This window comes from Sandaracinaceae bacterium (assembly GCA_016706685.1).
In the GTDB taxonomy this organism is placed as follows: Bacteria; Myxococcota_A; Polyangia; order Polyangiales; family Houyiibacteriaceae; genus JADJJE01.
In genome coordinates this window covers 305593-331487 of the sequence record JADJJE010000002.1, presented here as the reverse complement: position 1 = coordinate 331487, position 25895 = coordinate 305593, and the positions used below count along the sequence as shown (strand labels likewise).

Annotated in this window: 29 protein-coding genes and 3 pseudogenes; 21 read left to right on the top strand and 11 right to left on the bottom strand. The window is 69.4% G+C overall.

Annotated features, from left to right (window positions below):
- Positions 1-81: 81 nt before the first annotated feature.
- The 14 genes from IPI43_05030 to IPI43_04965 all read left to right on the top strand — a co-directional run bounded on the left by IPI43_05030 (position 82) and on the right by IPI43_04965 (position 11385).
- Positions 82-1740: a tetratricopeptide repeat protein gene (locus IPI43_05030; GenBank protein MBK7773486.1), complete on the top strand. Its 1659-nt coding sequence runs from the start codon at positions 82-84 to the stop codon at positions 1738-1740.
- On the top strand, positions 1646-2530 hold the full coding sequence (locus IPI43_05025; protein MBK7773485.1) for a hypothetical protein: 885 nt from the start codon (positions 1646-1648) through the stop codon (positions 2528-2530). Before IPI43_05030 ends, IPI43_05025 begins: the two co-directional genes overlap by 95 nt.
- A gap of 35 nt (positions 2531-2565) precedes the next feature.
- Positions 2566-2787 (top strand): hypothetical protein, encoded by a 222-nt coding sequence (locus tag IPI43_05020; GenBank protein MBK7773484.1) that lies wholly within the window; start codon positions 2566-2568, stop codon positions 2785-2787.
- Positions 2781-3428: a bifunctional DNA-formamidopyrimidine glycosylase/DNA-(apurinic or apyrimidinic site) lyase gene (gene mutM / locus IPI43_05015; GenBank protein ID MBK7773483.1), complete on the top strand. Its 648-nt coding sequence runs from the start codon at positions 2781-2783 to the stop codon at positions 3426-3428. The genes IPI43_05020 and mutM overlap by 7 nt, the downstream gene beginning before the upstream one ends.
- A 135-nt stretch (positions 3429-3563) precedes the next feature.
- A complete protein-coding gene (locus IPI43_05010) occupies positions 3564-4100 on the top strand; it encodes a VTT domain-containing protein (GenBank protein MBK7773482.1) in 537 nt (178 codons plus the stop codon).
- Between the two features lie 331 nt (positions 4101-4431).
- Positions 4432-4734, top strand: coding sequence for a hypothetical protein (locus IPI43_05005; GenBank protein MBK7773481.1), 303 nt, complete (start codon positions 4432-4434; stop codon positions 4732-4734).
- Between the two features lie 40 nt (positions 4735-4774).
- Entirely contained in the window at positions 4775-5302 is a 528-nt protein-coding gene (locus IPI43_05000; protein ID MBK7773480.1) for a hypothetical protein, read from the top strand.
- Positions 5299-5796 (top strand): GH3 auxin-responsive promoter family protein, encoded by a 498-nt coding sequence (locus IPI43_04995; protein ID MBK7773479.1) that lies wholly within the window; start codon positions 5299-5301, stop codon positions 5794-5796. The genes IPI43_05000 and IPI43_04995 overlap by 4 nt, the downstream gene beginning before the upstream one ends.
- Positions 5754-6950: a GH3 auxin-responsive promoter family protein gene (locus IPI43_04990; GenBank protein MBK7773478.1), complete on the top strand. Its 1197-nt coding sequence runs from the start codon at positions 5754-5756 to the stop codon at positions 6948-6950. Before IPI43_04995 ends, IPI43_04990 begins: the two co-directional genes overlap by 43 nt.
- On the top strand, positions 6941-7141 hold the full coding sequence (locus IPI43_04985; protein MBK7773477.1) for a hypothetical protein: 201 nt from the start codon (positions 6941-6943) through the stop codon (positions 7139-7141). Before IPI43_04990 ends, IPI43_04985 begins: the two co-directional genes overlap by 10 nt.
- On the top strand, positions 7122-8126 hold the full coding sequence (locus tag IPI43_04980) for a hypothetical protein (GenBank protein MBK7773476.1): 1005 nt from the start codon (positions 7122-7124) through the stop codon (positions 8124-8126). The genes IPI43_04985 and IPI43_04980 overlap by 20 nt, the downstream gene beginning before the upstream one ends.
- Positions 8114-9514, top strand: a complete 1401-nt coding sequence (locus IPI43_04975; protein MBK7773475.1) for a hypothetical protein — start codon at positions 8114-8116, stop codon at positions 9512-9514. The genes IPI43_04980 and IPI43_04975 overlap by 13 nt, the downstream gene beginning before the upstream one ends.
- Positions 9515-9568: 54 nt before the next feature.
- The gene (locus tag IPI43_04970; GenBank protein MBK7773474.1) at positions 9569-9751 is read left to right on the top strand and encodes a hypothetical protein; all 183 of its coding nucleotides are present in this window, start codon (positions 9569-9571) and stop codon (positions 9749-9751) included.
- Positions 9752-9813: 62 nt separating this feature from the next.
- Positions 9814-11385, top strand: a complete 1572-nt coding sequence (locus tag IPI43_04965; GenBank protein ID MBK7773473.1) for a spermidine dehydrogenase — start codon at positions 9814-9816, stop codon at positions 11383-11385.
- Here the strand turns inward: IPI43_04965 and IPI43_04960 are convergent.
- From IPI43_04960 to IPI43_04940, 5 genes and pseudogenes are all read right to left on the bottom strand, one after another.
- On the bottom strand, positions 11382-12143 hold the full coding sequence (locus IPI43_04960) for a hypothetical protein (protein ID MBK7773472.1): 762 nt from the start codon (positions 12141-12143) through the stop codon (positions 11382-11384). The two genes, IPI43_04965 and IPI43_04960, sit on opposite strands and share 4 nt — an antisense overlap.
- A 67-nt stretch (positions 12144-12210) precedes the next feature.
- Positions 12211-13344, bottom strand: a complete 1134-nt coding sequence (locus tag IPI43_04955; GenBank protein MBK7773471.1) for a hypothetical protein — start codon at positions 13342-13344, stop codon at positions 12211-12213.
- Between the two features lie 120 nt (positions 13345-13464).
- Complete coding sequence (locus IPI43_04950) at positions 13465-13752, bottom strand: DUF615 domain-containing protein (GenBank protein MBK7773470.1); 288 nt, start codon at positions 13750-13752, stop codon at positions 13465-13467.
- 40 nt (positions 13753-13792) lie between these two features.
- A pseudogene (locus tag IPI43_04945) lies at positions 13793-14116 on the bottom strand (DUF615 domain-containing protein).
- A 10-nt stretch (positions 14117-14126) separates the two neighbouring features.
- Entirely contained in the window at positions 14127-14570 is a 444-nt protein-coding gene (locus IPI43_04940) for a rhodanese-like domain-containing protein (GenBank protein ID MBK7773469.1), read from the bottom strand.
- Between IPI43_04940 and IPI43_04935 the strand changes: the two are divergent.
- From IPI43_04935 to IPI43_04925, 3 genes and pseudogenes are all read left to right on the top strand, one after another.
- Positions 14556-15032 (top strand): annotated as a pseudogene (locus IPI43_04935) (LLM class flavin-dependent oxidoreductase). The gene IPI43_04940 and the pseudogene IPI43_04935 overlap by 15 nt on opposite strands.
- Positions 14989-15687, top strand: a pseudogene (locus IPI43_04930) (LLM class flavin-dependent oxidoreductase). The pseudogenes IPI43_04935 and IPI43_04930 overlap by 44 nt, the downstream one beginning before the upstream one ends.
- A 25-nt stretch (positions 15688-15712) precedes the next feature.
- Positions 15713-16213, top strand: a complete 501-nt coding sequence (locus tag IPI43_04925; GenBank protein MBK7773468.1) for a hypothetical protein — start codon at positions 15713-15715, stop codon at positions 16211-16213.
- A 94-nt stretch (positions 16214-16307) separates the two neighbouring features.
- On the opposite strand, the gene IPI43_04920 is transcribed toward IPI43_04925, so the two are convergent.
- Positions 16308-17507 carry a patatin-like phospholipase family protein gene (locus tag IPI43_04920; protein ID MBK7773467.1) on the bottom strand — a complete coding sequence of 400 codons (1200 nt, stop codon included), beginning with the start codon at positions 17505-17507 and terminating at the stop codon, positions 16308-16310.
- Positions 17508-17778: 271 nt separating this feature from the next.
- Here IPI43_04920 and rpsD point away from each other — a divergent pair, with 271 nt between their 5' ends.
- Entirely contained in the window at positions 17779-18399 is a 621-nt protein-coding gene (gene rpsD / locus IPI43_04915; protein ID MBK7773466.1) for a 30S ribosomal protein S4, read from the top strand.
- A gap of 114 nt (positions 18400-18513) precedes the next feature.
- Here the strand turns inward: rpsD and IPI43_04910 are convergent, their stop codons facing one another.
- Both IPI43_04910 and IPI43_04905 read right to left on the bottom strand, forming a co-directional pair.
- Positions 18514-19299: a hypothetical protein gene (locus IPI43_04910; GenBank protein MBK7773465.1), complete on the bottom strand. Its 786-nt coding sequence runs from the start codon at positions 19297-19299 to the stop codon at positions 18514-18516.
- Positions 19296-20192 carry a tetratricopeptide repeat protein gene (locus tag IPI43_04905; protein ID MBK7773464.1) on the bottom strand — a complete coding sequence of 299 codons (897 nt, stop codon included), beginning with the start codon at positions 20190-20192 and terminating at the stop codon, positions 19296-19298. The genes IPI43_04910 and IPI43_04905 overlap by 4 nt, the downstream gene beginning before the upstream one ends.
- 160 nt (positions 20193-20352) lie before the next feature.
- Here IPI43_04905 and IPI43_04900 point away from each other — a divergent pair, with 160 nt between their 5' ends.
- Complete coding sequence (locus IPI43_04900; protein ID MBK7773463.1) at positions 20353-22032, top strand: hypothetical protein; 1680 nt, start codon at positions 20353-20355, stop codon at positions 22030-22032.
- A gap of 604 nt (positions 22033-22636) precedes the next feature.
- Here IPI43_04900 and IPI43_04895 read toward each other — a convergent pair.
- Complete coding sequence (locus tag IPI43_04895; GenBank protein ID MBK7773462.1) at positions 22637-23383, bottom strand: hypothetical protein; 747 nt, start codon at positions 23381-23383, stop codon at positions 22637-22639.
- A gap of 127 nt (positions 23384-23510) precedes the next feature.
- Here IPI43_04895 and IPI43_04890 point away from each other — a divergent pair, with 127 nt between their 5' ends.
- A complete protein-coding gene (locus IPI43_04890; protein MBK7773461.1) occupies positions 23511-23885 on the top strand; it encodes a hypothetical protein in 375 nt (124 codons plus the stop codon).
- A gap of 4 nt (positions 23886-23889) precedes the next feature.
- On the opposite strand, the gene IPI43_04885 is transcribed toward IPI43_04890, so the two are convergent.
- Both IPI43_04885 and IPI43_04880 read right to left on the bottom strand, forming a co-directional pair.
- A complete protein-coding gene (locus tag IPI43_04885; protein MBK7773460.1) occupies positions 23890-24084 on the bottom strand; it encodes a hypothetical protein in 195 nt (64 codons plus the stop codon).
- A complete protein-coding gene (locus IPI43_04880; protein MBK7773459.1) occupies positions 24084-24788 on the bottom strand; it encodes a sulfite oxidase-like oxidoreductase in 705 nt (234 codons plus the stop codon). Before IPI43_04880 ends, IPI43_04885 begins: the two co-directional genes overlap by 1 nt.
- Before the next feature lie 188 nt (positions 24789-24976).
- Between IPI43_04880 and IPI43_04875 the strand changes: the two genes are divergently transcribed.
- Positions 24977-25864 carry a hypothetical protein gene (locus IPI43_04875; GenBank protein MBK7773458.1) on the top strand — a complete coding sequence of 296 codons (888 nt, stop codon included), beginning with the start codon at positions 24977-24979 and terminating at the stop codon, positions 25862-25864.
- The last annotated feature ends 31 nt before the right edge of the window (positions 25865-25895 follow it).

The following is a 25895-nucleotide window of genomic DNA, read 5'->3' as shown; positions in this document are numbered from 1 at the left end:
GGGGATTGAAGTCGAAGAATCCGCGTACGCCGAGGCGCCGCCCCTGGTAGCGTGTCGCGCACCACCACGGGGGTATTCAGCATGAACGTCGACTTCACGGAGCAGGGGACGCGCACCAACATCGAGAGCGCGACCAAGGCATTTCAGGTCAGCGACCTCAGCAGCGCGCTCTTCCACGCGAGCTCGGTGCTGTCGGTGGACCCGCAGAACGCGGCCATGCGCAGCATCCTCGACCAGATCGTGGCGCGCGCGGGCGCCGAGACGCTCACGCTGGTGCGCAACGACCAGGCCAAGTTCGACTACATCACCGTGGCCACCCGCGCATACGTGCAGGCGCGCCTCAACAACAACGTGGAGGCCTTCCGCGAGCTGTGCTTCGTGGTGAACCTGCGGCCCGACGTGCCCTACTTCCAGTGGGGCGCCGAGTGGGCCGCCGAAGGCCGGCTCAACGGCATGAGCACCGAAGACGCGGTGAAGCTGGTGGTCATCCCCACGCTGCGCTGGCTCTCGGAGTGCCCGGCCCCCGTAGCCGACGACGACTACCGGCGCCCCAACGTGCTGGCCGCCGTGCGCGTCATGACCATCCTGCGCCAGCAGCACGCGCAGGAGCCCATGGTGCTCATGGCCGGCTCGTCCGCGCTGCGGCGCGCGGGAGACTTCGCGCCCGCCATCCAGCTGGCCGAGCAGTGCCACCAGCTGGACAAGCGCTGGAGCACCGCGATCATGGTGGCCACCGCGCACCGCGACGGCGGCGGCGCCGATCGCGCCATCGAGTGGTACCGCTACTCGCTCTCGCTCGAGGGCGCCGACCCCATCTCCACCCAGCTCGACATCGGCGACACGCTGCTGAGCGCGCAGCGCTGGGACGAGGCCATCGCAGCCTACCGCGAGGTGCTCGCGCAGAACCCCAAGCACCGCCACGCCGAGTCGTCCATCACCTACGCGGAGTTCAAGAAGACGGGCAACCCGGCCTTCAAGTTCGCGCTCTACGACCAGGCCGAGCACTCGGGGCGCGCGTGGCAGCTGCTGTGCGACATGGAGCCGCAGCGTGACTACGTGCACTTCCTGCCGGGGCCGGGTGACGCCAGCGCCAACGCGCTGCGCAACATCGTGCGTGACCTCACCCAGCACCCCGAGCGTGGCCAGGGCGGCAAGCTGGACATGAAGGTCACGCACCCCGAGTCGCCCAGCGTGTTGCTGGCGTTCGAGCGCTGGGCCGCCGCGCGAGGCCTGCAGATCGGCGTGGGCCTCTCTTACGAGAAGGTGCAGCAGCCCGACCCGCGCGCATCACGTGGGCCCGTGTCGTTCTCGCTGTGGCGCTTCGACGCGCAGCGTGGCTATCCCAACGTGCCGGCGCCCGATCCGCGCGCCACCGAGGCCGTGGCCACCATCGCCCGGCAGACCTTCGTGCTGGAGCGCTGGGACGCCGCCGCGAAGCCGCTCGGCGCGCAGATGGGGGTGGCCTGGGTGGAGCAGCTGCTCTCCGGCATGGTGCACCCGCCGCCGCCGCCCGAGGGCATGGACCCGTTCGCGTGGGTGCAGCGCATGCAGGTGGCCGCCGCGTTGGTCATCGCGCGCACGGACAACAGCTGGAGCGACACGGCGGGCCCGCAAGTTCGCGCTGTTCAACCTGGCGCGCGGGCCGGTGGACTGGACGACCGACGCGGCCATCATCGTGCTGGCCTGGCTCACGCGGGAACAGCCGGCGCTGCGGCCCGAGGTGGAGGCGCTCTTCGGTGAGCTGCGCGCCAGCATCCCGAAGGATGGGTTCACCTGCTTCGAGCGGCCGCTGGCGCTGGCCTGGCTGGCCATGGGCGGGCACGACAAAGCCAAGCTCGACGGCTTCGACGCGTGGCTGCGCGACATGGACGCGCGCAACAGCACGCAGCAGCAGGAAGAGAAGCACGAGGGCCTCACCATCGCGCAGTACGCCGAGCTGTCGGCGCGACGCGACGCGATCACGGCGAAGCACGCGCAGCACACCGGCGGTCGGCTCGCAGCCGTGGCGAACGCGTTCGGCAACGAGCAGTGGAAGGCGCTCGAGGCCCTGTGCCGCGAGTACGGGCTCAAGGCCGACAACGCCGCCGCGAGCGGGCGCATCGAGGCCTGGGAGATCCGCCTGCGCAGCGACCAGCGCCTGCGCGCCTTCTTCGAGCAGCAGGTGAACCTGACTCGGCTCAAGGTGGAGGGCATCGACCCGAACAGCCACGAGGGGCGCATCGCCGAGCAGATCCGCGGCGGGCACTTCGACGTGGAGGGCGCGCGCGTCAACGCGCAGGCCGTGGCTCAGCAGATGGCGGCTGGCGAAGACATGGGCGACCCCGACCCGGTGGTCTTCCCCGGTCAGCCGGTCGCGAAGCTGTCCGACTACGTGAAGATGATGAAGAAGATGCAGACGGGTGACATGAACGGCGCTCTCAAGATGTACGGCCTGAACATGGGCTCGTACGGCGGCGTGGCGCAGGCCTGGGGCGTGAAGCTGGCGTCCGACCCCGTGTTGACCGCCAAGTTCGGAAAAATGATGGCGTAGTGATGGTCTAGTGATGGCGTAGTCTCTCGGGCGTCATGCCCGAGCTCCCCGAAGTCGAGACCGTCGCGCGCCTGATCGCCCCGCGTGTGACGGGCCGCACCATCGTCTCTGCCGAGGCGGGCTGGCTGCGCTCCCTGGGCGGGCCGAGCCTGCGGGACTTCGACCGCAGCGTGCGCGGAGCCACCATCACGCGCGTGGGTCGCCGGGCCAAGTACATCGTGCTCGAGCCACGCGCACGGAGACGCATGGCGTGGTGAAGCCTGCCGGCGCGCTGCTGGTGCACCTGCGCATGAGCGGGCGCCTGTACGTGGAGCCCAACGCCACGCCGCTCGGGCCCTACACGCGCGTGGCCCTGGGCCTCAGCGACGAGCACACGCTGCGCTTCGACGACGTGCGCAAGTTCGGGCGCTTCACCTTCACGGAGGACCCCCGCGTGACGCTCGCGCACCTGGGACCGGAGCCCTTGGAAGACGACTTCACGGCGGCGTGGCTGTCCCAGGCGCTGGCCGGGAGACAGCGTCAGCTGAAGCCCCTGCTGTTGGACCAAGAGTTCGTGGCGGGCCTCGGCAACATCTACGTGGACGAGGCCCTGCACGAGGCGAAGCTTCACCCGCTCCTGCCCGCTGACCGCGTGACCAAGGCGCAGGCGGCCAAGCTGGTCACCGCCATACGCATGATCCTGAGCGAGGCCATCGCGCGCGAGGGATCCAGCTTCGACACGTTCTACCGGACGCCCGAGGGTCAGCCGGGCAGCTACCAAGACCAGTTCCGCGTCTACGGCCGTGACGGGCGCGCGTGCCGCCGCTGCGCTGCCACCGTGCAGAAGTTCGTGGTGGGTCAGCGGGGCACGCACATCTGCCCACGCTGTCAGCGAGCACCCCGCGAGGTGAGCCGATGAGCGACGAGACCACTGCCAGCACGGACGCGAAGAGCGCCCCCAAAAGCCAGTCGATCAAGTGGGTGATTCTGCTGCTCGTCGTCCCCGGGGTGCTGTGGGTGACGGGCGCGTTCGACTACCTGCGCGACACCGATCGTGCGCACGGACGTCACGGCGCTCGGCCCGCTCGCGCCCATCGCGTGGGTGCTGGTGCACGCCACGCTCGAGGGCTTGGGCGTGCCGGCCACGTTCATCGTGATCGCCGCGATGGTGCTCTTCAGCAAGCCCATCGCGCTGGTGGTGTGTGTGCTGGGCAGCGCGGGCGGCATGGCCTTCGGCTTCTGCTTGGCGCGCTATCTCGCGCGTGACTGGGTGAGCGCGCGCGTGCCCGAGCGCTTCCAAAAGTGGGAGTCGCGCGTCAGCGAGAACGCGTTCCTCGTCTCCCTCGCCATGCGGTCGGTCCTGTTCCTCGCGCCGGGCCCCGCCTACGTCATGGGGCTGTCCCGCGCGCGTTTTTTTCCGTGCCTGCTCGGGGCGTTGATCGGCTGCATTCCCGGCCTCTGGCTCATGGTGTACTGGGGTCCTGAGGCCGCCGCGCTGACTCAGCGCGTCCCCCCAGAGGGTTGGGTCGTGGCCGCTGCGGTCACTGTCTTGGCCGCGCTCGCCTTCCGCCGCATCCGCCGCAACACCTGACACCCAGTGTCAAAACGGTGGTTTCTCGCTCGGTTTGGCCCATGAACCCCGTCATTTTTGCGATGTGCGAAGGGTGCACACGCAGACTCAAATGCTGTAACACGGCCATGGGTGTCTCTCCCCGTCACGGGGCGCCGTGGCTTCTACGGTCAATTACATAGTTATGACGCGGTAGTAGCTGAACGTTGTAGACGGCCGTCGAAAACTTACCGACAAGTAACTTGAGTTTATTGACAAGATGTTTGTAGAAAGTTTTCGCAAATAATCCAATCGCAATTCGAAACTTGCTGTTGTACACGGTTGCCAGATTGGAAGGAATCAGGTGCCCCCCGTGAACCACGAATCCCCCCTCGCCCCCCTCACCGCGCGCTTCCGGCGCGTGGAATCCATCTCCCCCATCGAGCTGACGCAGATGCATGCGCTCTTCTCGCGCTTCTACGAAAACGCGGACCTCGCGACGTTCATCAAGGACCTCTCCGAGAAGTCGGGCGTGATCATGGTGCGTGAGAAGAACGAGGCCGCGACCATCCGCGGCTTCAGCACCATCAAGCAGGTCGAGCTCGACGACGACGGACGCCCGGCCATCGGCGTCTTCAGCGGCGACACCATCCTGCACCCCGACTACTGGGGGTGACCGCGCGCTCAAGGACGGCTTCGTTCGGTACATGCTGGGCGTGAAGGCCCGCATGCCCCGCACGCCCATCTACTGGCTGCTGATCTCGAAGGGCTACAAGACCTACCTGCTGCTGGCGAACAACTTCGTCACGTACTACCCGCGGGCGGACAAGCCCTCGGACCCGCGCCTGCGCGGCATCGTGGACCAGTACTGCCGGCAGCTGTTCCCGCGCGCCTACAACCCCACCAAGGGCATCTTGGACTTCGGCGAGGGTTCGCAGTGCCTGCGTGACCCGGTGGCGCCCATCACCGAGGAGCTGCGCGCCGAGAACCCGGCCATCGCGTTCTTCGAAGACCGCAACCCCGAGTGGCACCGCGGCGTGGAGCTGCCCTGTGTGGGCGAGGTCTCGCTGAACCTGCTGTGGCCCTACCTGGCGAAGGAGTCGTCGCGCATGCGCAGCTCGGCGCCGCCCCCCGGAGCCTTGGCCACCGAGCTGGGCGAGCGCATGCCCTCGCTGGCTGACCTCGCGCGGCAGCTCCGCGGGCGCACCGACGACACGCCGTTCACGCTGGAGGACCGCGCATGAAGGACCAGCTGCGACCCTTCGCGCATCAGGCGGCGCGCGCCGTCTGTGCGTGGGGCGCGCGGCGCTTCGACGACGCTCTCCACGACGTCGAGCGCACGCAGCGCGCGACGCTGGCCCGCCAGCTGGAGCACTTCGACGGCTCGCTCCAGGCCAAGCGTCTCGGGCTCACGCGCAGCATGAGCGCCGAGGCGTTCCGCGACCGTGTCGCCGAGCACTCGTGGTCCGACGTGGAGGCGCTGGTCACGCGTCAGCGCGCCGGCGAAGAGCGCATGCTCACGCGTGAGCACTGCGAGCGCTACCAGCCCACCAGCGGGTCGAGCTCGCGTGTGAAGTGGGTGCCCTACACGCCCGGCTTCCTGGCCGACCTCGACGCCGCCGTCACGCCCTGGGTGGCGGACCTCTACCGCAGCGTGCCGGGTGTGCGCGCCGGGCGGCACTACTGGTCGCTCTCGTGGATCCCACCGAGCTGCGCGCCGATACGCCGGGCAACGTGAACGACGACACGCAGCTGCTCTCGTGGGAGAAGCGCGCGGCCGCGGCGCTCATGGCCCCCGTGCCGCGCTGGGTGGCCTTCGCCGAGTCTTCGGACGACTCGCTGTTCGCCACGCTCGCCTGGCTGCTCGCCGCGCGTGACCTGTCGTTGATCTCGGTGTGGAGCCCCACGTTCGCGCTGAACCTCTTCGAGGGGCTCGAGCGCCACCGCACGGAGCTGTGCGACACGCTCGCGCAGGGGCGCTGGCAGCGCAGCGGGCTGCCGGGAGGCGCGCCGCGTGCCCCCGAGGTGGCTGCCATCCTGCGGAGCTACCCCGGCCCCGCATCGCCCGAGCTGCTGCGCGCGCTCTGGCCGTCGCTCTCGCTGATCAGCGCGTGGGACACCTCGTCGTCGGCGAGCTGGGCCCGCAGGCTGCAGGCGCTCGCCCCCCACGCGCACTTCCAGGGCAAGGGTCTGTGGGCCACCGAGGGCGTGGTCACCATCCCCTACCGGGGTAAGCACGTGCTGGCGTCGCGCAGCCACTTCTACGAGTTCGTGGACCTCGCCACCGAGCGCTCGCACTTCGCGTGGGAGCTGCGCGAAGGCCAAGAGGTGCGCCCACTGCTCACCACCGGCGCGGGACTCCTGCGCTACGGGCTGCGCGACCGCCTGAAGGTGCGTGGCTTCGTGGGCAGCACGCCGTGCCTCGAGTTCCAGGGACGCATGGACGACACCGACATGGTGGGCGAGAAGCTGAGCCCGGACGCGGCCGCGCGCGCGCTGAGCTCACTCGAGCCGATGGGCGACTGCCAGCCCCTGTCGCTGATCCCGCTGCCGAGTGGCCTGCACCCCACGTCCGAGCGCCCCTGCTACGTGGCGCTGTGCGAGGGCGCGCCCAACCCCGAGCGTGACCAGGCGCGGTCGGAGACGCTGGAGCGCGGCCTGCGCGAGTTCTTCCACTACGACCTCGCTCGCGACCTCGGGGCAGCTGGCCCAGGCCGAGGTGGTCACCACGCCGCACGCGCGCCCGTCTACGAAGAGCTCGGCGTCCTGCGCGGCATGGTCAAGGGAAACATCAAGGTCGAGCCCCTCTCGGCCTGCATCGAGGGCGCCGCCGCCCTGCACCTGCGCCAGGTGGCGCGCCCCGTAGCCACAGGAGATCAGTCATGGACGTAACGAGTTTTCTTGCGCAGTTCCCCGACGCGCGCTGGGCGACGCCCAACGACAACGCCACCATCCTGGAGCTCTACCGACGGCTGAGCATGCAGGGCGGCGCGTTCAACATCACGTTCGTGAAGGACCCGGACTACTTCCGCTTCCTGCGCTACGAGGGCCCCGGAGCACCACGTGCTGCTCGTCGAGAATAGCGACGGCGTCGCCGAGGGCATGGCCACGCTGGTGATGCGTCCGAGCTACGTGGGTGACCAGGTCGAGTGGGTGGGCCACTGGTCGGATCTGCGCTTCATCCGCGGCCGCGACCGCCGCTCCAAGTTCGACTGGAAGGTCTTCATGGCCGCCATCTGCGACCACGGCCACGAGATCGAGGGCTGGCACGGCTGCAAGCACTGGCTCGGGTCGTTCGTCATGGCCAACGACCGCGCTCGCGCGGCGTTCACCGCCCAGGAGACGCCGTTCGACCTCACGCCCGTGGCGTCCTATCAGATGATCAACCTTCTGGCGCACCGCCCCTTCGGGCGCGGCAAGCTGCGGCAGCTGAAGCAGGGCATGCCGGACGTGAGCGTGCGCGTGGCGCGCACGGAGGACATCGGCCGCCTCCGCGCGTTCTTGAACACGCAGAACCGTGAGCGCGCGCTCGGCTACGTGTACGAGGGCGAGCACGACGAGCTGAACCGGCGTCTGCAGAGCTGGGACGACTTCTCCGTCGAGAGCTTCTACCTGGCGAGCGACGCCAACGGGAAGCTGGTGGGATGCCTCGCGCCCTGGGACCTGTCGCCCGGTCGGCGCATCGTGGTGGACGACTTCCCCACCGCCATGCGCGTGGCCGCGGGCCTGGCGCGTGGGCTCGGCAAGAGCGTTCCGCAGCCCGGCGAGGAGCTGCGCATCCTCTACCTGACCACACAGGAGATCGACCACACGCTGCAGACCAGCGGGCGACGCGCCGTGTTCGCGGCCCTGCTGGAGGCGCTCTACGCCGACCCACGCGTGGCCGACTACCACATGGTGGCCATGACCGACTACGACCGCGAGAGCATGCTCGACGTGATCGAGCCGGCCTTCTTCACCCAGAAGACGCCCACCCTGCTCTACGCGATGACCACGCCCGGGACGCACGAGCCCGTGAACGAGGCGCACCTCCGGGTGCATGCAGGACACGAGATGTGCCTCACCTGATCCCACTCAACCGCTCCGAGCGCGCGTATGCCGCGCTCGAGGGCGTGGCCGGATCCGTCTCGCAGGTGTACGAGATGACCTTCGAGCGGGCGCTCGACCCGGCGCTGGTGCGCAGCTGCGTGCGCGCGTTGGTGTCCGCCTACCCGCGCACCCGCACACGCCTCGCCGTGGGTGTGTTCAGCACGAGCCTCGAGGTGCTGGACGACACCGACCCGCTGATCGAGCCCCTGTTCGACGAGGTTTGGCGCGTGGTTCAGGGCGTGGCCGCCAACGACGAGCGGCTGCACGAGTACCGCAACGCGCTCCTGGCCGAGCCCTTCTCGTTGGGGCGCAGTCTGCCCGTGCGCTTTCGCTTCGCCGACCACCCCACGCGCCCCACGCTCTTCATGATCGTGCACCACCTGGTGTGTGACGGGCGCGGCATGATCCAGATGATCGACGCGCTGCTCGGCGCGCTGGCCGGAAAGCCCATCGAGCCCGTGGCCATCGACGTGCCGTTCATGCGCGCAGCGCTTTGGCCGCGGGGTCTGATGGCGCGCTTCCGCGCCGCGCTCATCGACTGGCGTCGCATGCGGGCGCAGAAGGCCGCCGCGCGTGGCGTCTCGCTGATCGACCCGCTTGCCCCGCTGTCGGCGTTCACGGCGCCGCGCGTGCTGCGGTATACGCCAAAGCTCTCCGTGAAGAAGCTGGTCGCGGCGGCGAAGGCCCAGGACACCAGCCTGAACGCGCTAACGCTCGCGGCCGTCACCCTGGTGCTGGCGCGCCGGGCGGGGGCGGCCGCGACCGTGGGTACACGGGAGGTCGCCGTGCGTATCTCCGTGGACGTCCGGCCCTACTTCGACCCGCCGCGCCCCAACGCGTTCGGCAACTTCGTGGCCAGCTTCATGGTGCGCTCCACGCGCTTCTCCGACGCGGCCGCGCTGCTGGCGGACGTGGGCGCTCAGCTGAAGGAAGGCGTGCGCCGCTTCAAAGACCACGAGCGTGGCTTCGGGCTCCTGCTCGATGAGATCGGCACCTGGATTGGGCTGCGCCTCTACTCGCTCGCGGCGCGCCGGCTGAAGACACGTGGCAAGCTCGCCCCCATGAGCGCGCACTACTCCACCGTGGGGAGCGTGGACTTCTTCGCGCGGCATGACGCAGGGCTGTGCGAGTTCTCGGGGTATGCCCCCAACACCGGGCTGTTCGTCACCAGCGTGAGCTTCCGCGACGAGCTGCGCATGGGCATCATCTACCCCGCCGGGGGCCTCACTCCGAGCGAAGTAAACGCAGTGGCGGTGGAGCTGGAGGGCGCGCTGGCCGAGCTGAGCCAGCTAGAGCCCGCCGCTGGACCTGCCACCGTGTCCGACATGGCGCCGCGTCCTGCCGCGGCTGTCGCGCTCAGCGCCTGAGCCGTTCATCGCTGTCGTGATCGTCGCCGTAGCGGGTATCCTCGGCGCGTAGTCATGACCAGCGGCCCCATCACCGACATCCACGACGGCATCCCGGCCACGCAGCACGGGCTGCGCGGGCTCTCGCTCGACGCGGCCAGCGTCATGCATCGCGCCGCGTTCAAGGGCACGCGCGCCACGTTCGGGGAGGTGCTTACCTCAGAGCACTACGACCTGGTGGTGGCGGGCCTGGCCTGAGCGGTCTCGCCACGGCGCTCTTCTACCGCGAGCGCTTCGGGCCCGAGTCCAAGATCCTGATCGTGGACCCCATGGCCGACTTCGGTGGCCACGCGGCGCGCAACGAGTTCGACGTGGATGGCAGCAAGCTCATCGGCTACGGCGGCTCCGAGAGCCTGCAGTCGCCGCTCCAGAACTTTGGCCCCGCCACCAAGCAGCTCATGGCCATGCTGGGCGTGGACATCGCCAAGTTCGAGAGCAGCTACTTCCACCACGCGCTCTACTCGGATCTCGGTCTGTCGCGCGGCACCTTCTTCGGGGCCGAGCACTTCGGGCGCGACACGCTCGTGACGGGCGACCCCACCGCGTGGATGTCGGATGACGTGCCCAAGGGGCGCCTCAACGCGCGCTCCTTCGAGGAGTTCTTCGGGCTGTTTCCCATGTCCCCCGACGCACGCGCGCAGCTGCTGGCGTTGTACACGAGCGAGCGCATCACGCTCGCATCCACGCCCTCCGCCGAGGCTCGCGCCGCGTACCTGCGCACCAAGAGCTACGCCGACTTCCTTCGTGACGACTGGGGCCTGGGCGACGAAGCGCTGCGCTACTTCACGCAGCGCACGGCGGACTTCTTCGGCATGGCCCCCACGCACATCCCCGCGCTCGAGGCGGGGCACTATGGCCTGCCGGGCCTGCAGGGCATCGCGCTGCCCCACGGCGACCACGACGAGAGCGCACCCGGCCGGCTGGACGAGCCCTACGTGCACCACTTCCCGGACGGGAACGCGTCGATCGCGCGCTTGATGGTGCGCAAGCTGATCCCAGCGGTGGCGCCCGGGAACACGATGGAAGACATCGTGCTGGCGCCCTTCGACTACGCCCAGCTCGACTCCCCGGACAGCCCCGTGCGCATCCGGCTTGGCAGCACCGTGGCGTGGGCACGCAACGCCGACGACGGCAGCGTGGACGTGGGCCTGCTGCGCAACGCCGACGGGCACCCCACGCGGGTGAGCGCCAAACACAGCACCCTCGCGTGCTTCAACATGAGCATCCCGTACTTGCTGGACGGCCTGCCGCCCGAGCAAGCCACGTCACTGTCCAGCAACGTGAAGGCGCCGCTGATCTACACCAACGTGGCGCTGCGCCACTGGCGCCCATGGGTGGCCCTCGGCGTGCACGAGATCTTCGGCGTGGACACCTTCCACTCGCGCGTGAAGCTCGACTACCCCGTGGCCATGGGCGGCTATCGCTGCGCGTTCGACCCGTCGGAGCCCATCCTGGTTCACATGGTCTACGTGCCGACCGTGCCCGACGCGAGCGACCCGCGCGCCGGGTTGCGAGCTGCCCGCAAGAAGCTCTTCGGCCTGAAGATCGAGGACTACGAGCGCCACATCCGCGACGACCTCACGCGCATGCTCGGGCCCGGTGGCTTCGACGCCGAGCGCGACATCGCCGCCATCACGGTCAACCGTTGGTCGCACGGCTACTCGTACGGGCCAAACACCCTGATGGAGCCCGAAGACGTGGGTCAGCGCAGCATGGAGCGCGCGCGCTCGCCGCAGGGGCACGTCACCATCGCTGGCTCGGACGCCGGCTGGGATCCGTACGCGCACTCGGCCTTCGAGCAGGCCCACCGCGCGGTGTCGGAGCTGGTCTAGAAGCAGATCAACCCGACCCACGCGTCGAGCGCGATGGGCACCTGGAACACATCCCCATCCAGTTCCACCTCGAGGTCGCCACACAAGCGGGGGTGGCTCGACGTACCGCCGCACGCGCCTCCGCCGGAGAGGAACTCACCCGAGAAGGCACACGGGACCGTCGTGCCGGGGTCGCCCGCCCTGTGGAAGACGCACGCGCGGGGGAGCGGGGTGTCGCCGTCGTCCTCGAACGTCAGTTCGAGGCGGGCGAGCACGACCCCATCTGCGTCCAACAACTCCAGGTCCGATGGTGCCCCGTAGCAGTCGCCCCAGCCGTTGAAGGTCGTCCAGACGCGGGTGACGCCGAGGTCGTCTCGCCCGACCCGGCGCGACGAGCGAGAAGGCGGCTGGCTGCACGTAGGATCGGAACACGGGGACTCGTCCATGGGATTCAGGCAAGTCCAGAGGTTCTCGTACTCGGCGATGCGCCCGTCCACACACTCGAAGCCCTCGTCGCCGCACATCCCATCGACGAAGTCCGTGAACACGACAGGGCAGCGCCACGAGAACGAGCAAGCAGCACCAACAGCGGGGTCTGGCTCCTGCGTGCAGGTCGCGATGACGGTGCCGCCATCGACACTGGTGCCGCCATCGACGCTGGTGCCGCCATCGAGAGGCGACGCCGAGTGGGCCTCCGTGCAGGCGCCAAGCACAGCCGCCGCGCCAACCAGCAGGACGACGCGCGCGCGCTGCACGCTGTTCACGACTCGCCGCTTCATGTTGCCTCCTGCATACCTCAGCATAGCGGATGCGCGTTAGGTTGCGGAGGATTCGAGAAGTGACCCGCTAGATCCAGCCCTGGATCTGCGCGGTCAGCGCGTGCGAGCTGGGGGCCGGCGCGAGTGTGGACGCCGAGCCGAGGTCGGTGAACGTGTAGCGCAGGTTCAGCTTGGCGTGGTTGCCCAGCGCGTAGAGCGCCACCAGACCCTCGATGGAGCGCTGGTAGTCGTTGCCAAGGTCCGCGTTGGGGTCCAGCACCGACGCGCGCAAGCCGAGCTGCAGGCGGTCCGGGACGATGGTCACGCCCACCTGGGCGTACGCACCACGGCGCTGCGTGCTGCGCCCCTCCTGCCACCCGAGGTAGGCCTCTGCCAGCAGGATGAAGGGACCTGCCACGAAGGTGGCGTCGCCGCCCACCACCGCGTCTCCATCCGGCACGAGGTCCACGTACGAGCCCGCGGCGAGCGAGAAGCGCACGGGGGCGTGGCCCGAGAGGGTCTGCGTCGTGTCGTAGGGCACGGCGCCGAGGGGCATGACCTCCACGCGGCTCACCAGGGTGAGCCCCGCGCCGCTGTTGGCGGGCACGTTGATGCCGTTGCCGTTCACGAGCGCGACGTAGTAGGCGAGGCGCCCGCCTGCGAAACTACCGCGCACCATGCCGCCCACGTCACGTCCTTCGCGGAAGGCCACCGACACGACGGAGAAGTCCGGAAACATCAGCACCGGCACAGGCGTCATGAACGCGCGCGAGGCCGGTGTGATGAACTGGCCCACGGTCACGGAGAACGCTGGGTGCAGGTTCAGCGTGAGCTCCGCGTCCAGGATGCGGCCGTGGTCACCCGCCAGCTCGGGCTGGATGAACACGCCCACCAAGCCATCGAAGAAGCTGCCGCGCACGCTGGGGCGCAGCATGGTCAGCTGGAAGGTCGACGCGTGCTGGGCGTCCTCACGCGTGTGCACGAAGCGAAACTGGCTGAGCACGCGGAACGCGACCGAGTGGGGCCCCGCCGTGATGCGCAGGCCGTCGCGAAACTCGACGCGCGGCGTGGTGGCCTCGTCGGCAGCGGGTTCGGGCACGCCGGAGGTGTCGACCTCGGCGTCTGTCGCGGTCGCCTGGGCGGCGAGCGGCGCCGCGGTGAGCGTGACCAGGAGGATGAGCAAGAGCCACGCACGGCGCAGCGGAGACGAGGCGGAGAGCATGTGGGCGAGCCCCCAAAGCAAGCCCCGGACCAGCCACGACGAACCCTGATTCTGGGCTCATTCGGCGGTCAGGCGGACGGGTCGCGCGGGTCAAAACGACCGGCCACTTTGGCGCGTGGGTCAGTCCGACTCGTCGTCGCCGTCGTCGTCGTCCGCGCCGCTCGCGTCGTCGTTTGCCAGCGGCCGCAGCGCCGTGGGGCGCGGGTCCGCCTCGGCGATGCGCTCGCGGAGGTACTGGTAGAGCGCCCGCCGCTTGGCCGATGCGCTCTTGCCTCGTGCCGCCTGGTCCTCGGTGTCGCCCGCCTCCTTGGACGCCCCGCGAACCAGCTGCCGCAGCGTCTGACGCTCGGCGGTGGGGTACGTGGCCAGGAACTCCTCGCTGCCCTCGTCCGCGCGGCGCGCGTCCATCAAGCGGTCGCGCCAGCTCGATGAGCTGCGCGCGCGCCAGGGACACGGGGCTCGACGGATCCAGCAACGCCACGGCGTGCGCCAGGGCCTTGCCGTCATACGACCGCAGCTGCCGCGCCACGAAGCGCCGCTGCCGAACGCGCGCCCCCTTGGTGGTGTCGGCCAGCTCGCGAATGGCCTGCTCGAGCAGGTCCGGCAGCTCCAGCTTGGCGCGCACCGCAGGGGACAGCGCCGCTAGCGCGAGGCCGATGTCCGCCATCTCGGACGTGACCTCGTGCTGCTCCTTGCGGCGTGCGCCCCGAGACGGAACCCCCTCGTAGGGGTCCGGCGCCTCGGGATCGGTGGAATGCATTCGACGCGCCATGGTGATGTCCTCAGAGGTCCCAGTTGGTCTTGGCGCCCATGACGAACGCACGATAGCCCGCGGCGCGCAGCCGGGCGCCGGCGCGCGGGCTGGCCCCACCGCCCAGGCAGTAGACGACGATGTCGCGGTCGCGCGGCAGCTCACCCATGCGCGCAGCCAGCTCACTGAGCGGGATGTGCGTGCGGCCCTCGATGAGCGAGCGCTCGGCCCGCGCGTGCGGCGTCACGTCCAGCAACACGGCGCCGGCCGCGACCATGGCGCGCGCCTCGGCGCCCGTGACGCGCGGCGCCTCGGGGAGCGCCTCGGCGCCGCTGGTCTCCGCGCTCTCGCTACCACCCGCCTCGGCGCCGCTGGAGCCGCAGCCCGTCAGGACCCCAGCCAGCGCAACCAGGACAGCAAGGGGCACCTCGCGCGCGTAGCGGCAGCCGCGGAGCCTTGGATGCAGCGTCAGCATGGCCCGCAGTGTCCCACACTCGGGGCTCAAGTCCAGCCCGCTTTGCTCGCGCGCGATTCGATCCTATACGTCGCGAGCCCCCCGTTACCCGCGCCCGAGAGAGAAACCATGCAGAACCGCACCGGCCTGATCGCCTTCTGGAAAGGCTACGACCGCAAGCTCTACCTGAAGGCCGCCATCCTGGCCGACCGCCTCGGGTACGACTCCTTCTGGCTGCCCGAGGTGTGGGGCTACGAGAGCTTCCAGCTGCTCGCCGAGATCGCCATCCACACCAAGCGCATCAAGCTGGGCACGGGCATCATCAACGTGTTCAGCCGCTCCCCCGCGCTCATCGCCATGAGCGTGGCCACGCTCGACGAGATCAGTAACGGTCGCGTCATCCTGGGCATCGGCACCAGCGGCAAGCGCGTCATCGAGGGCTTCCGCCCGAGAGTTCAAGGCGCCGCTCACGCAGACCCGCGACGTCATCCGCGTCACGCGCGCGCTGCTGGACGGCACCCCGCTCGACCAGGCGGGCGCCAAGATTGGCGAGTACCGCAAGTTCACGTTGGACAACAAGCCCGTGCGGCGGAAGGTGCCCATCTACGTGGCGGCCCTCAAGGAGCAGGCCATCCGCAGCATCGGCGAGATGGCGGACGGCTGGATGCCCATCTTCTGGCCCTACACCGAGCTGTCGCGCGGGCACGAGTGGATCGCGCAGGGCGCGCTCAAGGCCGGCCGCAACCCGAGCGAGATCATAACGGCGCCGTTCACCACCGCCATCCCGCTCACGGGCCGCATGGCCTCCGAGAAGGCGCGCGACATCATCTCGTTCTACATCGGCGGCATGGGCGAGTACTACAAGGAGATGCTCACCGGCATGGGCTACGCCGAGGAGTGCGAGCGCATCGACCGGCTCTACAAGGACCCCGCCACGCGCTCGCAGGCCAAGGACGCCGTCACGCCCGAGCTGGTGGACGCGCTCACGGTCAGCGGCAACCCGCTGCACTGCATCCGCGAGCTGCGCCGGCGGCGCGACTTCGGGCAAGACCTGCCCATCATCAACCTGCCGCCGAACATGCCGTGGCCCGCGCTCGCCGCGTTCATCACCACCATGGCGCCGCGTCGCTTCCCCTGAGCGGCACGTGATGTAAGGTCGAGGGATGTCGACCTTCTGGATCGTCGTGCCGGTGCTCTCCGCACTCGTGGTGGCCGCGCTGGCGCTGCTGGTCCTGTGGAAGGTGGTCCTGGGCAAGCCCACCATCGCCAGCGCGGCGGTGCAGGCCGGCACGCCGTTCGTGCTCACGGTCCCGGCGTCCCCCAAGCGGCGCGAGCTGTGGATTCGCTACAAGCTCACCCTCACGGTGCCACCGGCGCGTGGACAGTCGGTCTCTCCAGGGAGCTTCTACGGCGTCACCCTGCGCCTCGAGCACGCCGGCACGTCGCGCTTCCTGGGACGCGGCGGCCTGGCCCCCGCAGACGCGGAGCACTTCGGCATCGTCGACTACATGTATTCGTTCCAGGGCAGCGCCCCGAACCAGACGTTGGCCACCACGGTGAAGGTGATGGACCTGGCGGGAGACCTGGAAACCACGGTCTCGGGCGTGCTCGAGCTGGCGCCCGCGAACACGCTGCTCGAAGCCAGCGTGTGGGCGACGGGCTGATGATCCGACACATCTCGCCAGGGGGCCAATTCGCTTTTCAGCAAACCACAATGGCACCCACGGCTGAAAGCCGTGGGTGCCAAAAGCAGCTCGGTTACACGTCGAAGAACCTGTGGATGTCCTCCGCCCTGGCGTGCGCGTCGTTGCGCCCTAGCGCCACGAGGCGGGTCGCGAACTCCCCATCGAAGAGCACGAACGACAGCAGGTCGGCCTGGAAGCCCGGCTCGAGCGCGAGGTCGCCCGAGAAGAGGTGCGGTGAGATGTGCGTCATGCGCAGCTCGTGCGCCCGCGCCGCGGCCATGCGGCCGATGTCCTCGGAGGGGTGGAACACCAGGCGCTCCACCTTCTTGTAGGGCGCCCCGCGCGACTCCTGGATGACGTTCTGGACGCGCTCCATCTCGCCCTCGCCGAGCACCTCTTCGAGCGTGTCGATCATGCGGTTGAAGCGGTCGAGCACCTGCAAGTCGTAGTTCACCGGGTCCAGCAGGAGCGCGTCGAGGATCTTGCCGATCAGGAAGACCGGGTTCGGGTAGGCCTGCAGCGCCAGCTCGCGCGACTCGGCGTCGGGCTTGGTCTCGCTGCGCAGCGAGATGATGACCAAGCGCTCGGCGCCGCAGCGGATGGCCGGCGCGATGGGCGTGTTGAAGCGCAGGCCTCCGTCGCAGAAGTAGCGGCCGTCGATCTCGCGCGCCGGGAAGATGAGCGGGATGGCCGAGCTGGCCAGCACGTGGCGCGAGTCGATGCGCGTGGGGCGAGCGCGCCGCCGCGGGTCCTTCGAGGTGGCGAAGTGCGCTCCAGGGGCCACCTCCGCGAACATGGTGGTGATGCCGTCTTCCACACCGAGCGACGCGACCACCAGCGCGCGCACCACACCGGTGTCCACGTTCTGGTGCAGCTGCTTGTAGGGGATGGCGCGCGCCACCAGCTCTTCGAGCGCACGCGGGTCCAGCAGCGAGCGGCCCACGCGGCCCACCTCGTCGCCACGCAGCTTGGACAGCCAGGGACGCAGGCGCCGCCCGGCCAAGATGCCCATGGGGTCCAGGCGCAGGTGCTTCCGCAGACGCAGCCCCTCCCACTCGGCCACCAGGCCGCTGATGTCCATGTCCGGGCGGTGCGCGTGCGACGCGAGCCAAGCGCTGTTGATGGCGCCCACGGACGTGCCGGTGAAGATCTCGAAGGGGGCCCGCTCGAGCTTCGAAGGCCGCAGGACGTCCATGATCCCTGCCACGACGCCCACCTCGTAGGCGCCGCGCGCGCCGCCGCCGGAGAGCACGATGCCTGTGCGCGAGTGCATGGCGGTACCTTCGCCCGAAACGCGGGCAAAGGGGAAGCAAGACTGATCCGGAGACTCAAACCATTGAAATTTTGTGAGAAAGGCCGATTCGCGCTGGTCCATGAGGCGGGCGGATCGTGTTTTTGCTGGCGGCCGATGCCGATCGCGGTCACAGTTCCGCCCCCCGAGCTAGGTGGGCGGCACGTTTTTTCTACGCGTTTCGCCTTGATCTCATGCCGGTCGCTCAGTAATAAGCCGCTCCCCCGCACGTGATGCGGGCTTTGGAGGAAGAATGTCCCGCTACACCGGACCGCGCGTAAAGAAGATGCGCGCCCTGAACCTCGACCTTCCCGGTCTCACTCGCAAGAGCATGTGGGACCGCCCGTTCCCGCCCGGCGTGCACGGTGCGAAGAACGTTCGTCGCCGCAAGATGAGCGACTACAAGAAGCAGCTGCTCGAGAAGCAGAAGCTCCGCCTGAACTACGGTCTGACCGAGCGTCAGTTCCGTCGCCTCTACAAGGAGGCCGTCGCGAGCCGTGACCCGAGCGGTGACAAGCTGCTCGAGTTCTTGGAGCGTCGCCTCGACAACGTGGTCTTCCGCGCCGGCTTCGCGCCGACCATCCCGGCGGCCCGTCAGCTCATCAACCACGGTCACTTCCAGATCAACGGGAAGCGCGTGGACATCGCGAGCTACCGCGTGAAGCCGGGCGAGGTCATCTCGCTCCGCGCGCGCAGCCAGGACCTCGTGACCGTGGCGGCCGCCCTCGGCGACCTGCGCCTCACCCGCCCCGAGTGGCTCGAGTACCAGGACGACAAGAAGACGGCCTCCATCAAGGAGATGCCGAAGGCCGACTCCGTGCCCTTCCCCGTCGAGGTCAACCTGGTCATCGAGTACTACTCGAAGCGCCTGTAGCAGCCTGGCCAGCCATCGCGGCTGGCCTGCGCAACGCACGAAGCCCCTCCCTGCATCTGCTGGGTGGGGCTTCTTCGCATCCGCGGTCTGGCCAGCAAGACGCCGGGCGACACCTCAGGGCGGCGGCAGGACGCACGCCACATCGGCAACCGCAGCGCCGCAGGCGATCGTGAGCGGAGAGATCGCCCTCCGGCCCCGACAGGCGTACCAGTTTCCGTGGCACTGGGTTGCGGTGCGGCAGTCCGTGTTCGTCCGAAAGCAGCAGAGCCCCGACGTCGCGCAGCTCGGGTCGTAGTCGCAGAACACGGGGAACTCGGGGTCAGCGCAGGTGTTCGCGACGCATGTCTCGGTGGCGCAGTCGTAGCGGAAGCCCGTGTTGCAGGCGTGTGCGGTGGTGTCGTCACCGCAGAACGCGATGGAGTCGCAGTCCGTGAACGGAGTCCAGCACGGCGTGTCGGGCGCCTCGGGGCAGAACGTGGGGTACTCCGGGTTGACGCATGTGTTGCGACGCGCGCCGCAGTCGGTGCAGTCCGTCCCGAGGTTGCACGACGAGTAGCTCGAGTCAGGCCCGCCGTCGTCGCAGTAACCGTCGCCGTGCCAGCCGTCGAAGCAGCTCTCCTCACAGACGGTCTCGTCCTCTGCCACACAGAGGTCTTCCGACGTGACGCACGCGAGGCCGGCGTTGCAGCCCCCGCTGGAGCAGCGACACCCCTCGGCGCCGAGCGGGCACACCTCGCAGCGCCCGGCGACGCAGCTCGCGCCCTGCTCAGGAGTTCCCTCACACGAGCAGCCCACGGGCCGGCGCCTCGCACCGAGCTGGCAGCGCCCCGCGTCGGTGCACGACGCTGCGAAGAAGGCGAGGCCCACGATGGCCAAGAACCGGAGAACGAGCGGCTTCATCGGCGCACCGTGAGCGAGAGAGAGGCGAAACCGATGCCGAGCTCCACGTCCGTGTAGGACTGGCGCTGACGGCTGCTGAGCAAGTCGAGGACGATGAGCGTGGCACCGGCCGCGACGAGCACGCCGCCCAGCACCATGCCGAGGGTGCGCTGACGCTTTACGGTGGACTCCTCGAGGCAGACGAAGCCGGCGTCCGAGCAGCCCGAGAGTTCGCGCTGGCGTTCGATGCCGTAGAACAGCACCCCGAGGCCCACGGCAGCACCGCCCGCGCCGGCCCACAACAGAATGTGGCGGTTCGAGTCCGCGTCGGCAGTGGAGCCCAGCATGGGCACCGTCTCTTCTCCGTCTGCCACCACGGGGACCGGGTTGGAGTCCGTGGGCACCGTGACGTCCACGACCTGCCCGACGGGCACGGCCACCACGAGCTCGTGGCGCGTGCCGTCCGGATCCACGATCGTGATGCGATGGCTCCCGGGAGCGACGGGGATGCGATCGGGCCGTGGGGTGGCGCCCCATGCCTGATCGTTGACGAAGATCTGGCCGCCCGCGCCTCCGCCGACGATGCGGATGCCCGTGAGGGCGACGCGCTGCCGAAGAGCCGCGAGCCGCGCGTTCGCTTCACCATAGAGCGGATCATCGGGGGGCGTGTCACGCAGGTACGCGTCCAACGCCGACACGGCCTCCTCGAGTCGACCGAGACGCTCGAAGGCCTGCGAGAGGTTGTATTGGATGCGCGGCCGCGGATCCATACTGTAGGCGCGCTGCCACAGCTCGACGGCTTCGTCGTAGTTCCCCACGCGATAGGCCTGCTCGCCCTGCGTGAATTGCCGGCGCGCGTCCGCCTGAGCGTCCCCGTCCTGCGCCTGCACAACGCTCGCCGTCGCGAGCACCATCGACGCTACGCATGCAGCCCATGCCAGCTGGTGGCCAACTGTTTTCGCCATGATCCACCCCGACCACCCCAGGGCGACCCACACGCTCCTGAACCTCATGGAAATAGAGGGTGGACTCGTCGCCTGGCAAACGCAATAGGGGGGGCTACAAGCTCTCGCCATGGACTTCATCGCCACGTGCGCGCGGGGCACCGAAGAGGTGCTGGCGCAAGAGCTCCGCGCCGAGCGGGTGCGTGGCGTGACTCCCGGCATCGGGGTGGTGCGCTTCAGCGGCACGCTCGAAGACGCGTACACGGCGTGCGTGTGGTCGCGCGTGGCCAGCAAGGTGCTCCTGCCCATCGCCGAGTTTCCGGTGCGCGACGCCGACGGAGACGCGCTGTACGAGGGCGTCTTCGGCATCGAGTGGTCCGAGCACCTGGGCCCCGAGCAGACGCTGGCTGTCGACTGCGTGGTGTCGGGCGACCGCGCCGCGCACACGCGCTACCTGGCTCTGCGCACGAAGGACGCCGTGGTGGACCAGCTGCGCGAGCGCACCGGCTCGCGGCCGAACGTGGACACCGAGTCACCGGACGTGCGCATCCATGTGCACCTCGGCGACGGCATCGCGTCGGTGGCCATCGACCTGGCGGGCGAGCCGCTGCACCGGCGCCACTACCGGCCCCGCGGCGCGCGCGCCCCGCTGAAAGAGAACCTGGCCGCGGCGCTGCTGCTGATGGCGGGCTGGACGCGCGAGCGTGAGGTGCTGCTGGACCCCATGTGTGGCAGCGGCACGTGGCTCATCGAGGCGGCGCGCATGGTGGCCGACGTGGCTCCGGCGCTCGACCGGCCGCGCTTCGGGTTCACGGGCTGGCGTGGGCACCAGGAAGATGTCTTCCGGCGCGTGCTGGCCGAGGCGCAGGCGCGCGCACGACGGGGCCGCGAGTCCGATGGGCAGCGCGCGGTGACCATCCTGGGCAGCGACGTGGATGAAGACGCCATCACGCTGGCACGCAAGGGCGCTTCACTGGCTGGCGTAGAGCGCATGGTGCGCTTCGAGCGCCGCGGGCTGGCCGACGCACGGCCGCCGAAGGTGTGGGAAGACCACGCCGAGGGCGCGCGCGGGCTCTTGATCGTGAACCCGCCCTATGGCGAGCGTCTGGGTGAGGGCGTGGCGCTCTACCAGCTGTACGAGACGCTGGGCGACACGTTCAAGCAGCACTTCGGTGGCTTCGACGCGTGGGTGCTGGCGGGCAACTCCACGCTGGTGAAGCGCATCGGCCTCAAGGCCAAGCGCCGCATCCCGGTGTGGAACGGGCCCATCGAGTGCCGCTTCTTGCAGTACCCGCTGGTGCCGCGGCGGACGGAGGCCCCCGCCGTGAGCGATGCGCCGGTGACCGAGGATGACAGCGCCGCGGCAAGCTCCAGGGTGGCGCTGCCCAAGCGCCGTCTCGACTCCAGCCTGTGCGGCCCACGAGGGGCCCGCGTGGCGCCGGCCCAGCAGCGAAGCGGTCATGTTCGAGAACCGGCTGCGCAAGAACCTCCGCACGGTGCCCAAGTGGGCCGAGAAGCAGGGACTCGGCTGCTACCGCCTCTACGACGCGGACATCCCCGAGTACAACGTGGCCGTGGACGTGTTCCGCACCGAGAACGGCCCCGCTGCTCTCGTGCACGAGTACGGCGCGCCGCGCTCGGTGTCGGAGGTGGACGCCGAGCGGCGCTTGCGCGACGCCATGCTGGTGGTGCCGAAGGAGCTCGACATCGACCCCGAGCGCGTGCACCTGCGCGTGCGGCAGCGCAGCCGAGCCGACCTCGCCCGCCGCGGCGCCCCCGGGCAGTACGAGCGGCGCGCGCCCGCGCGTGAGGTCATCGAGGTGGTGGAGGAGCAGGGCCTGCGCTTCGAGGTGAACTTCGGGCAGTACCTGGACTGCGGGCTCTTCATGGACATGCGCACGCTGCGCAACACCCTGCGTGACGAGTGCCGTGGCCTCTTCGTGCTGAACCTCTTCGCCTACACCTGCACCGCCAGCGTGTACGCCGCCGCCGGCATGGCGCGCGAGGTGGTGAGCGTGGACCTCAACACCAACTACCTCGACTGGGGCGTGCGCAACTTCGAGCTGAACCGCATCCCCTCGCGCGGGCACCTCTTCGAGCGCGCCGACTGCCTGCGGTGGCTGAGCGGGTCGCGCGGCCGCTTCGACCGCATCCTGTTGAACCCGCCCAGCTACTCGCGCAGCAAGTCCATGACGGGCGACTTCGACGTCACGCGCGACTACCCGGCGTTGATCCAAGACGCGGCCGCACGCCTGGCTGCCGGTGGGGTGCTCTACTTCGTGACCCACGCGCGCGGCTTCCAGCTGGACCCGGCCAAGCTGCCCGGCCTGGTGGTGAAGGACATCCACGAGGCCACCGTCCCGCAGGACTTCAAGCGCAGCCCGCATCACGCGTTCCGCATCACGCGTGGATAGTCAGCGCGGCCTGGCCCGGATGGCTTCCTTGCGCAGCTGCTCGGCCACGGCCTCGACCGCGTCGGCGTTCTCCACGTCGGCGATCTTCGCCTCGTGGACCTTCTTGTAGTCACCGGAGTCGGGGTCCACGTCGAGCAGCTGCATGGTGGCGTCCACGCCGCTCTGGGAGATGGCCACGCGCGCCCACGGGATGGACTTGCCCTTGCACACCATGCCCTGGGGGTGCAGCTCGAAGGGGCCGCAGGTGACGGACTGGCCGCTCTTCACCGCGTTGAGGATGCCCTCGCAGATGAGCGGCATGCTGCGCCCCACCAAGTCGCCGATGACCTTCTCCATGCCCTCGAGCTGCATGTGCACCTTGACCTTGCTTCCGTCGGCGACGCGCACCTCGCAGAACCCGCGGTTGTACCCGCCCGACTCGCCGATGACCTGCACCAGCTTGTAGCGGAGCCCGCGGATGCTGGCGAAGGGCACGAAGCGCCCGCGATGCACGAAGCCCCCCTGGTGGATGCGCAGTGAGATGCGGCCGGTGTACACCCAGTGCGCGAGCGTGAGCAGCCCGCCCACGAACAAGACGGGAGACAGCCACACGGTCTGGCCCACGGCGTCGGCGTCGAGCGCGTACAAGATGGGGAAGGCCACCGAGAGACCCAGGAAGCCGAGCCCCACCCACAGCGTGACTTTGCGCTGCTCGGGGTCGTACGGGTAGGTGGTGATCAGCGCGCCCACGGTGTTGGTGTCGGTCATATGCAGAGGGTCGCCCCGAGTGAGCTGATTCCGTCACAGAAAGAACACCTCGTAGGCACGCGATTCTTCGCTGAGCGGTGCGCAGAGACCGCTACTCTCGGCGTCCCCCTTTGCCAATGAGGCCCATGTGACGACGACCGAGCACGAGGTTGCAGTTTTTCAGGAAGAGAACGGATGGAACTTCATCCTCGTCTGGATCGACAACGAGGACATCGAGACGTTCTCGGAGGAGTACACCCTCGACGAGTGGCAGACCTCCATCGAGGCGCACGACTTCGTGCAGTCGCGAAACCTTCCGGTGGTCATCGCCTTCGAGGACGAGAACGGTGACCCGCAGCTCTACGGCGAGCAGCAGTACGTGGACCTGATCACCGAGGAGTTCGACTGGGACGGGATCACCTGGGGCCACACGCTGGTGCTCTCGTGGGAGACCGAAGAGGACGAAGACGAAGACGAGGATGAAGACGACGAGGACGAAGAGGAGGAAGACGACGACGAGTGAGGTACTAGGACGGCTGCGCGTGGTCGGGGCAGGGAAACTTGCCCACGACCAGCGTGGCCCCGTCCATCGTCTGCTGGATGCGGTCCGCGGCCATCTCGCGGGTGACGATGCACCCGCAGCCGAGCCGCAGCGTGGCGCGAACTCGCCCCGCGCAAGCCGGTGCGGCCAGAAGCAGCTCCACCGCTCGCTGGGCGGCCATCAGCTGTAGCGGTCCTCGCGCCAGGGGTGCGCGCTGTTGGAGTAGCCCCGCTCCTCCCAGAAGCCAGGGCGGTCGTCCACGCGGAACTCGATCTTGGAGATCCACTTGGCGCCCTTCCACGCATAGAGCTGCGGCGTGATCATGCGCGCCGGCCCGCCGTGCTCGCGCTGCAGCGGCTGCCCGTCCACCTCGAAGGCGATCAGCACGTCGTCTTTGAGAGCCTCCACCAGCGGCAGGTTGGTGGTGTAGCCGTCGTAGGCATGACACAGCACGTGCTCAGCGTTGTCGTGCACGCCTGCCAGCGCGGCCAGCTCGGCGAAGCGCACGCCGCGCCAGCGCATGTCGTAGCGCGACCAGGTGGTGACGCAGTGAAAGTCGCTGGTGTCGTCCACGACGGGCAGCGCCATCAGCGCGGCCCAGTCCAGCACCTGCGGGTGCTCGCACGCGCCGAAGAGCTGCAGGCGGAACACGTCCTTCGACACCACTGGCTTGGTCCCGAGGTCCAGCACGGGCCAGCCCGTCACCTCGTACTGGCCGGGCGGGAGGCGCGGCATGCCGTGGCGGTTGGCCGGGCCCGTGCCCTCCGGGGCCGTGTCGGCGCGCGCCGGCGTAGCGGCCTGGCGGGCCTCGAAGCGCTCACGCAGGCGCATGCGCGCCTCGACGATGCGGGCTTCCTTGCGGCTCGGGTCATCGGGCTGGGACATGGGTGGCAGTGTATCGCGGCGCGGGCTCGGCGCCCGAGGTCGCCGACGGAAGAACAAATGTGTCGTCGGTTGGTCACGAAACGCGGCCTCGTGGCTACCTCCTTCTGAGGTACCCCGTGTCGACACTCCGCCCGCGAACAACCAGCCTGCTTTCCATGGCCATCCTGATGGCTGCTAGCCTGGCCGGCATGGCTCCGGCCGCCCTAGCGCAGGGACGACGCCGTCCAGACCCGGAGCCCGAGTACGTGGTGCGGCGCGCGGTCTTGCTGCCCGACGGCCGCGTGGCGCGCCTACGCACGGCCCTCGCGTCCACCGCAGAACGCACGGGCGCACGCTTCGAGCTGCCCGACGACGTGGTGGTGCCGCTGCACCAGGGGTCGCCCGTGAGCGCCACGGTGGTGCCGGGACACGGCGGCTACCTGATCGCGCTGGCGGTGGACCACGGCGGCGCCGCTTCGCGCTTCGAGGTGCGGCACGTGGCGTGGCGCGGCGGCGTGGGCGGAGCAGCCACCGTGGGCGAGCCGCGCGCCGTGACGCGCCAGAACCCGCCACCGGCTTCACCGTTCGGGGTGGCCGCGACCGCCACGCCCGATGGCTTCGCCGTGTTCTTCCAGGAGCTGGACGCGCAGGACCCCACGCTGGCGCGCACGTACCTCGCGCAGGTGGCTCCCGACGGAACCCCGCGCGGGCCGGCCGTCGAGATCCCCGTGCCCTGGGGCGTGGCCGCCGCGGTGTGGAACGGCGCGGGCTATCACTTGGCGCTCATCTATCCTGGCGACGGCATGCGCCTGAGCATGGTGAGCCTCGACACGACCGGGCGGCCGCAGCAGCACCCGGACTGGGCCAGCGCGGCGGGCATCGTGGCGGACGTGCACCTGGTGGCCGAGGGCGGGCGCATCCGCGCGTTCTACCGCGGCGGGCCCATGGGCGAGGACCTGCTCGAGGCCGACGTCACGCAGATCCGCGGCTGGGGCACCGAGCCTCCCGCGGCGCGGCGCGTGAGCGCGCTGGCAGCGGCGCAGCTGATCGCGATCCCACCCGACGCGAGCGGCGAGCGGGCGCGAGCGGTGCACTGACGCGACCGATGGGCGCGCCGTGGTCCATGGT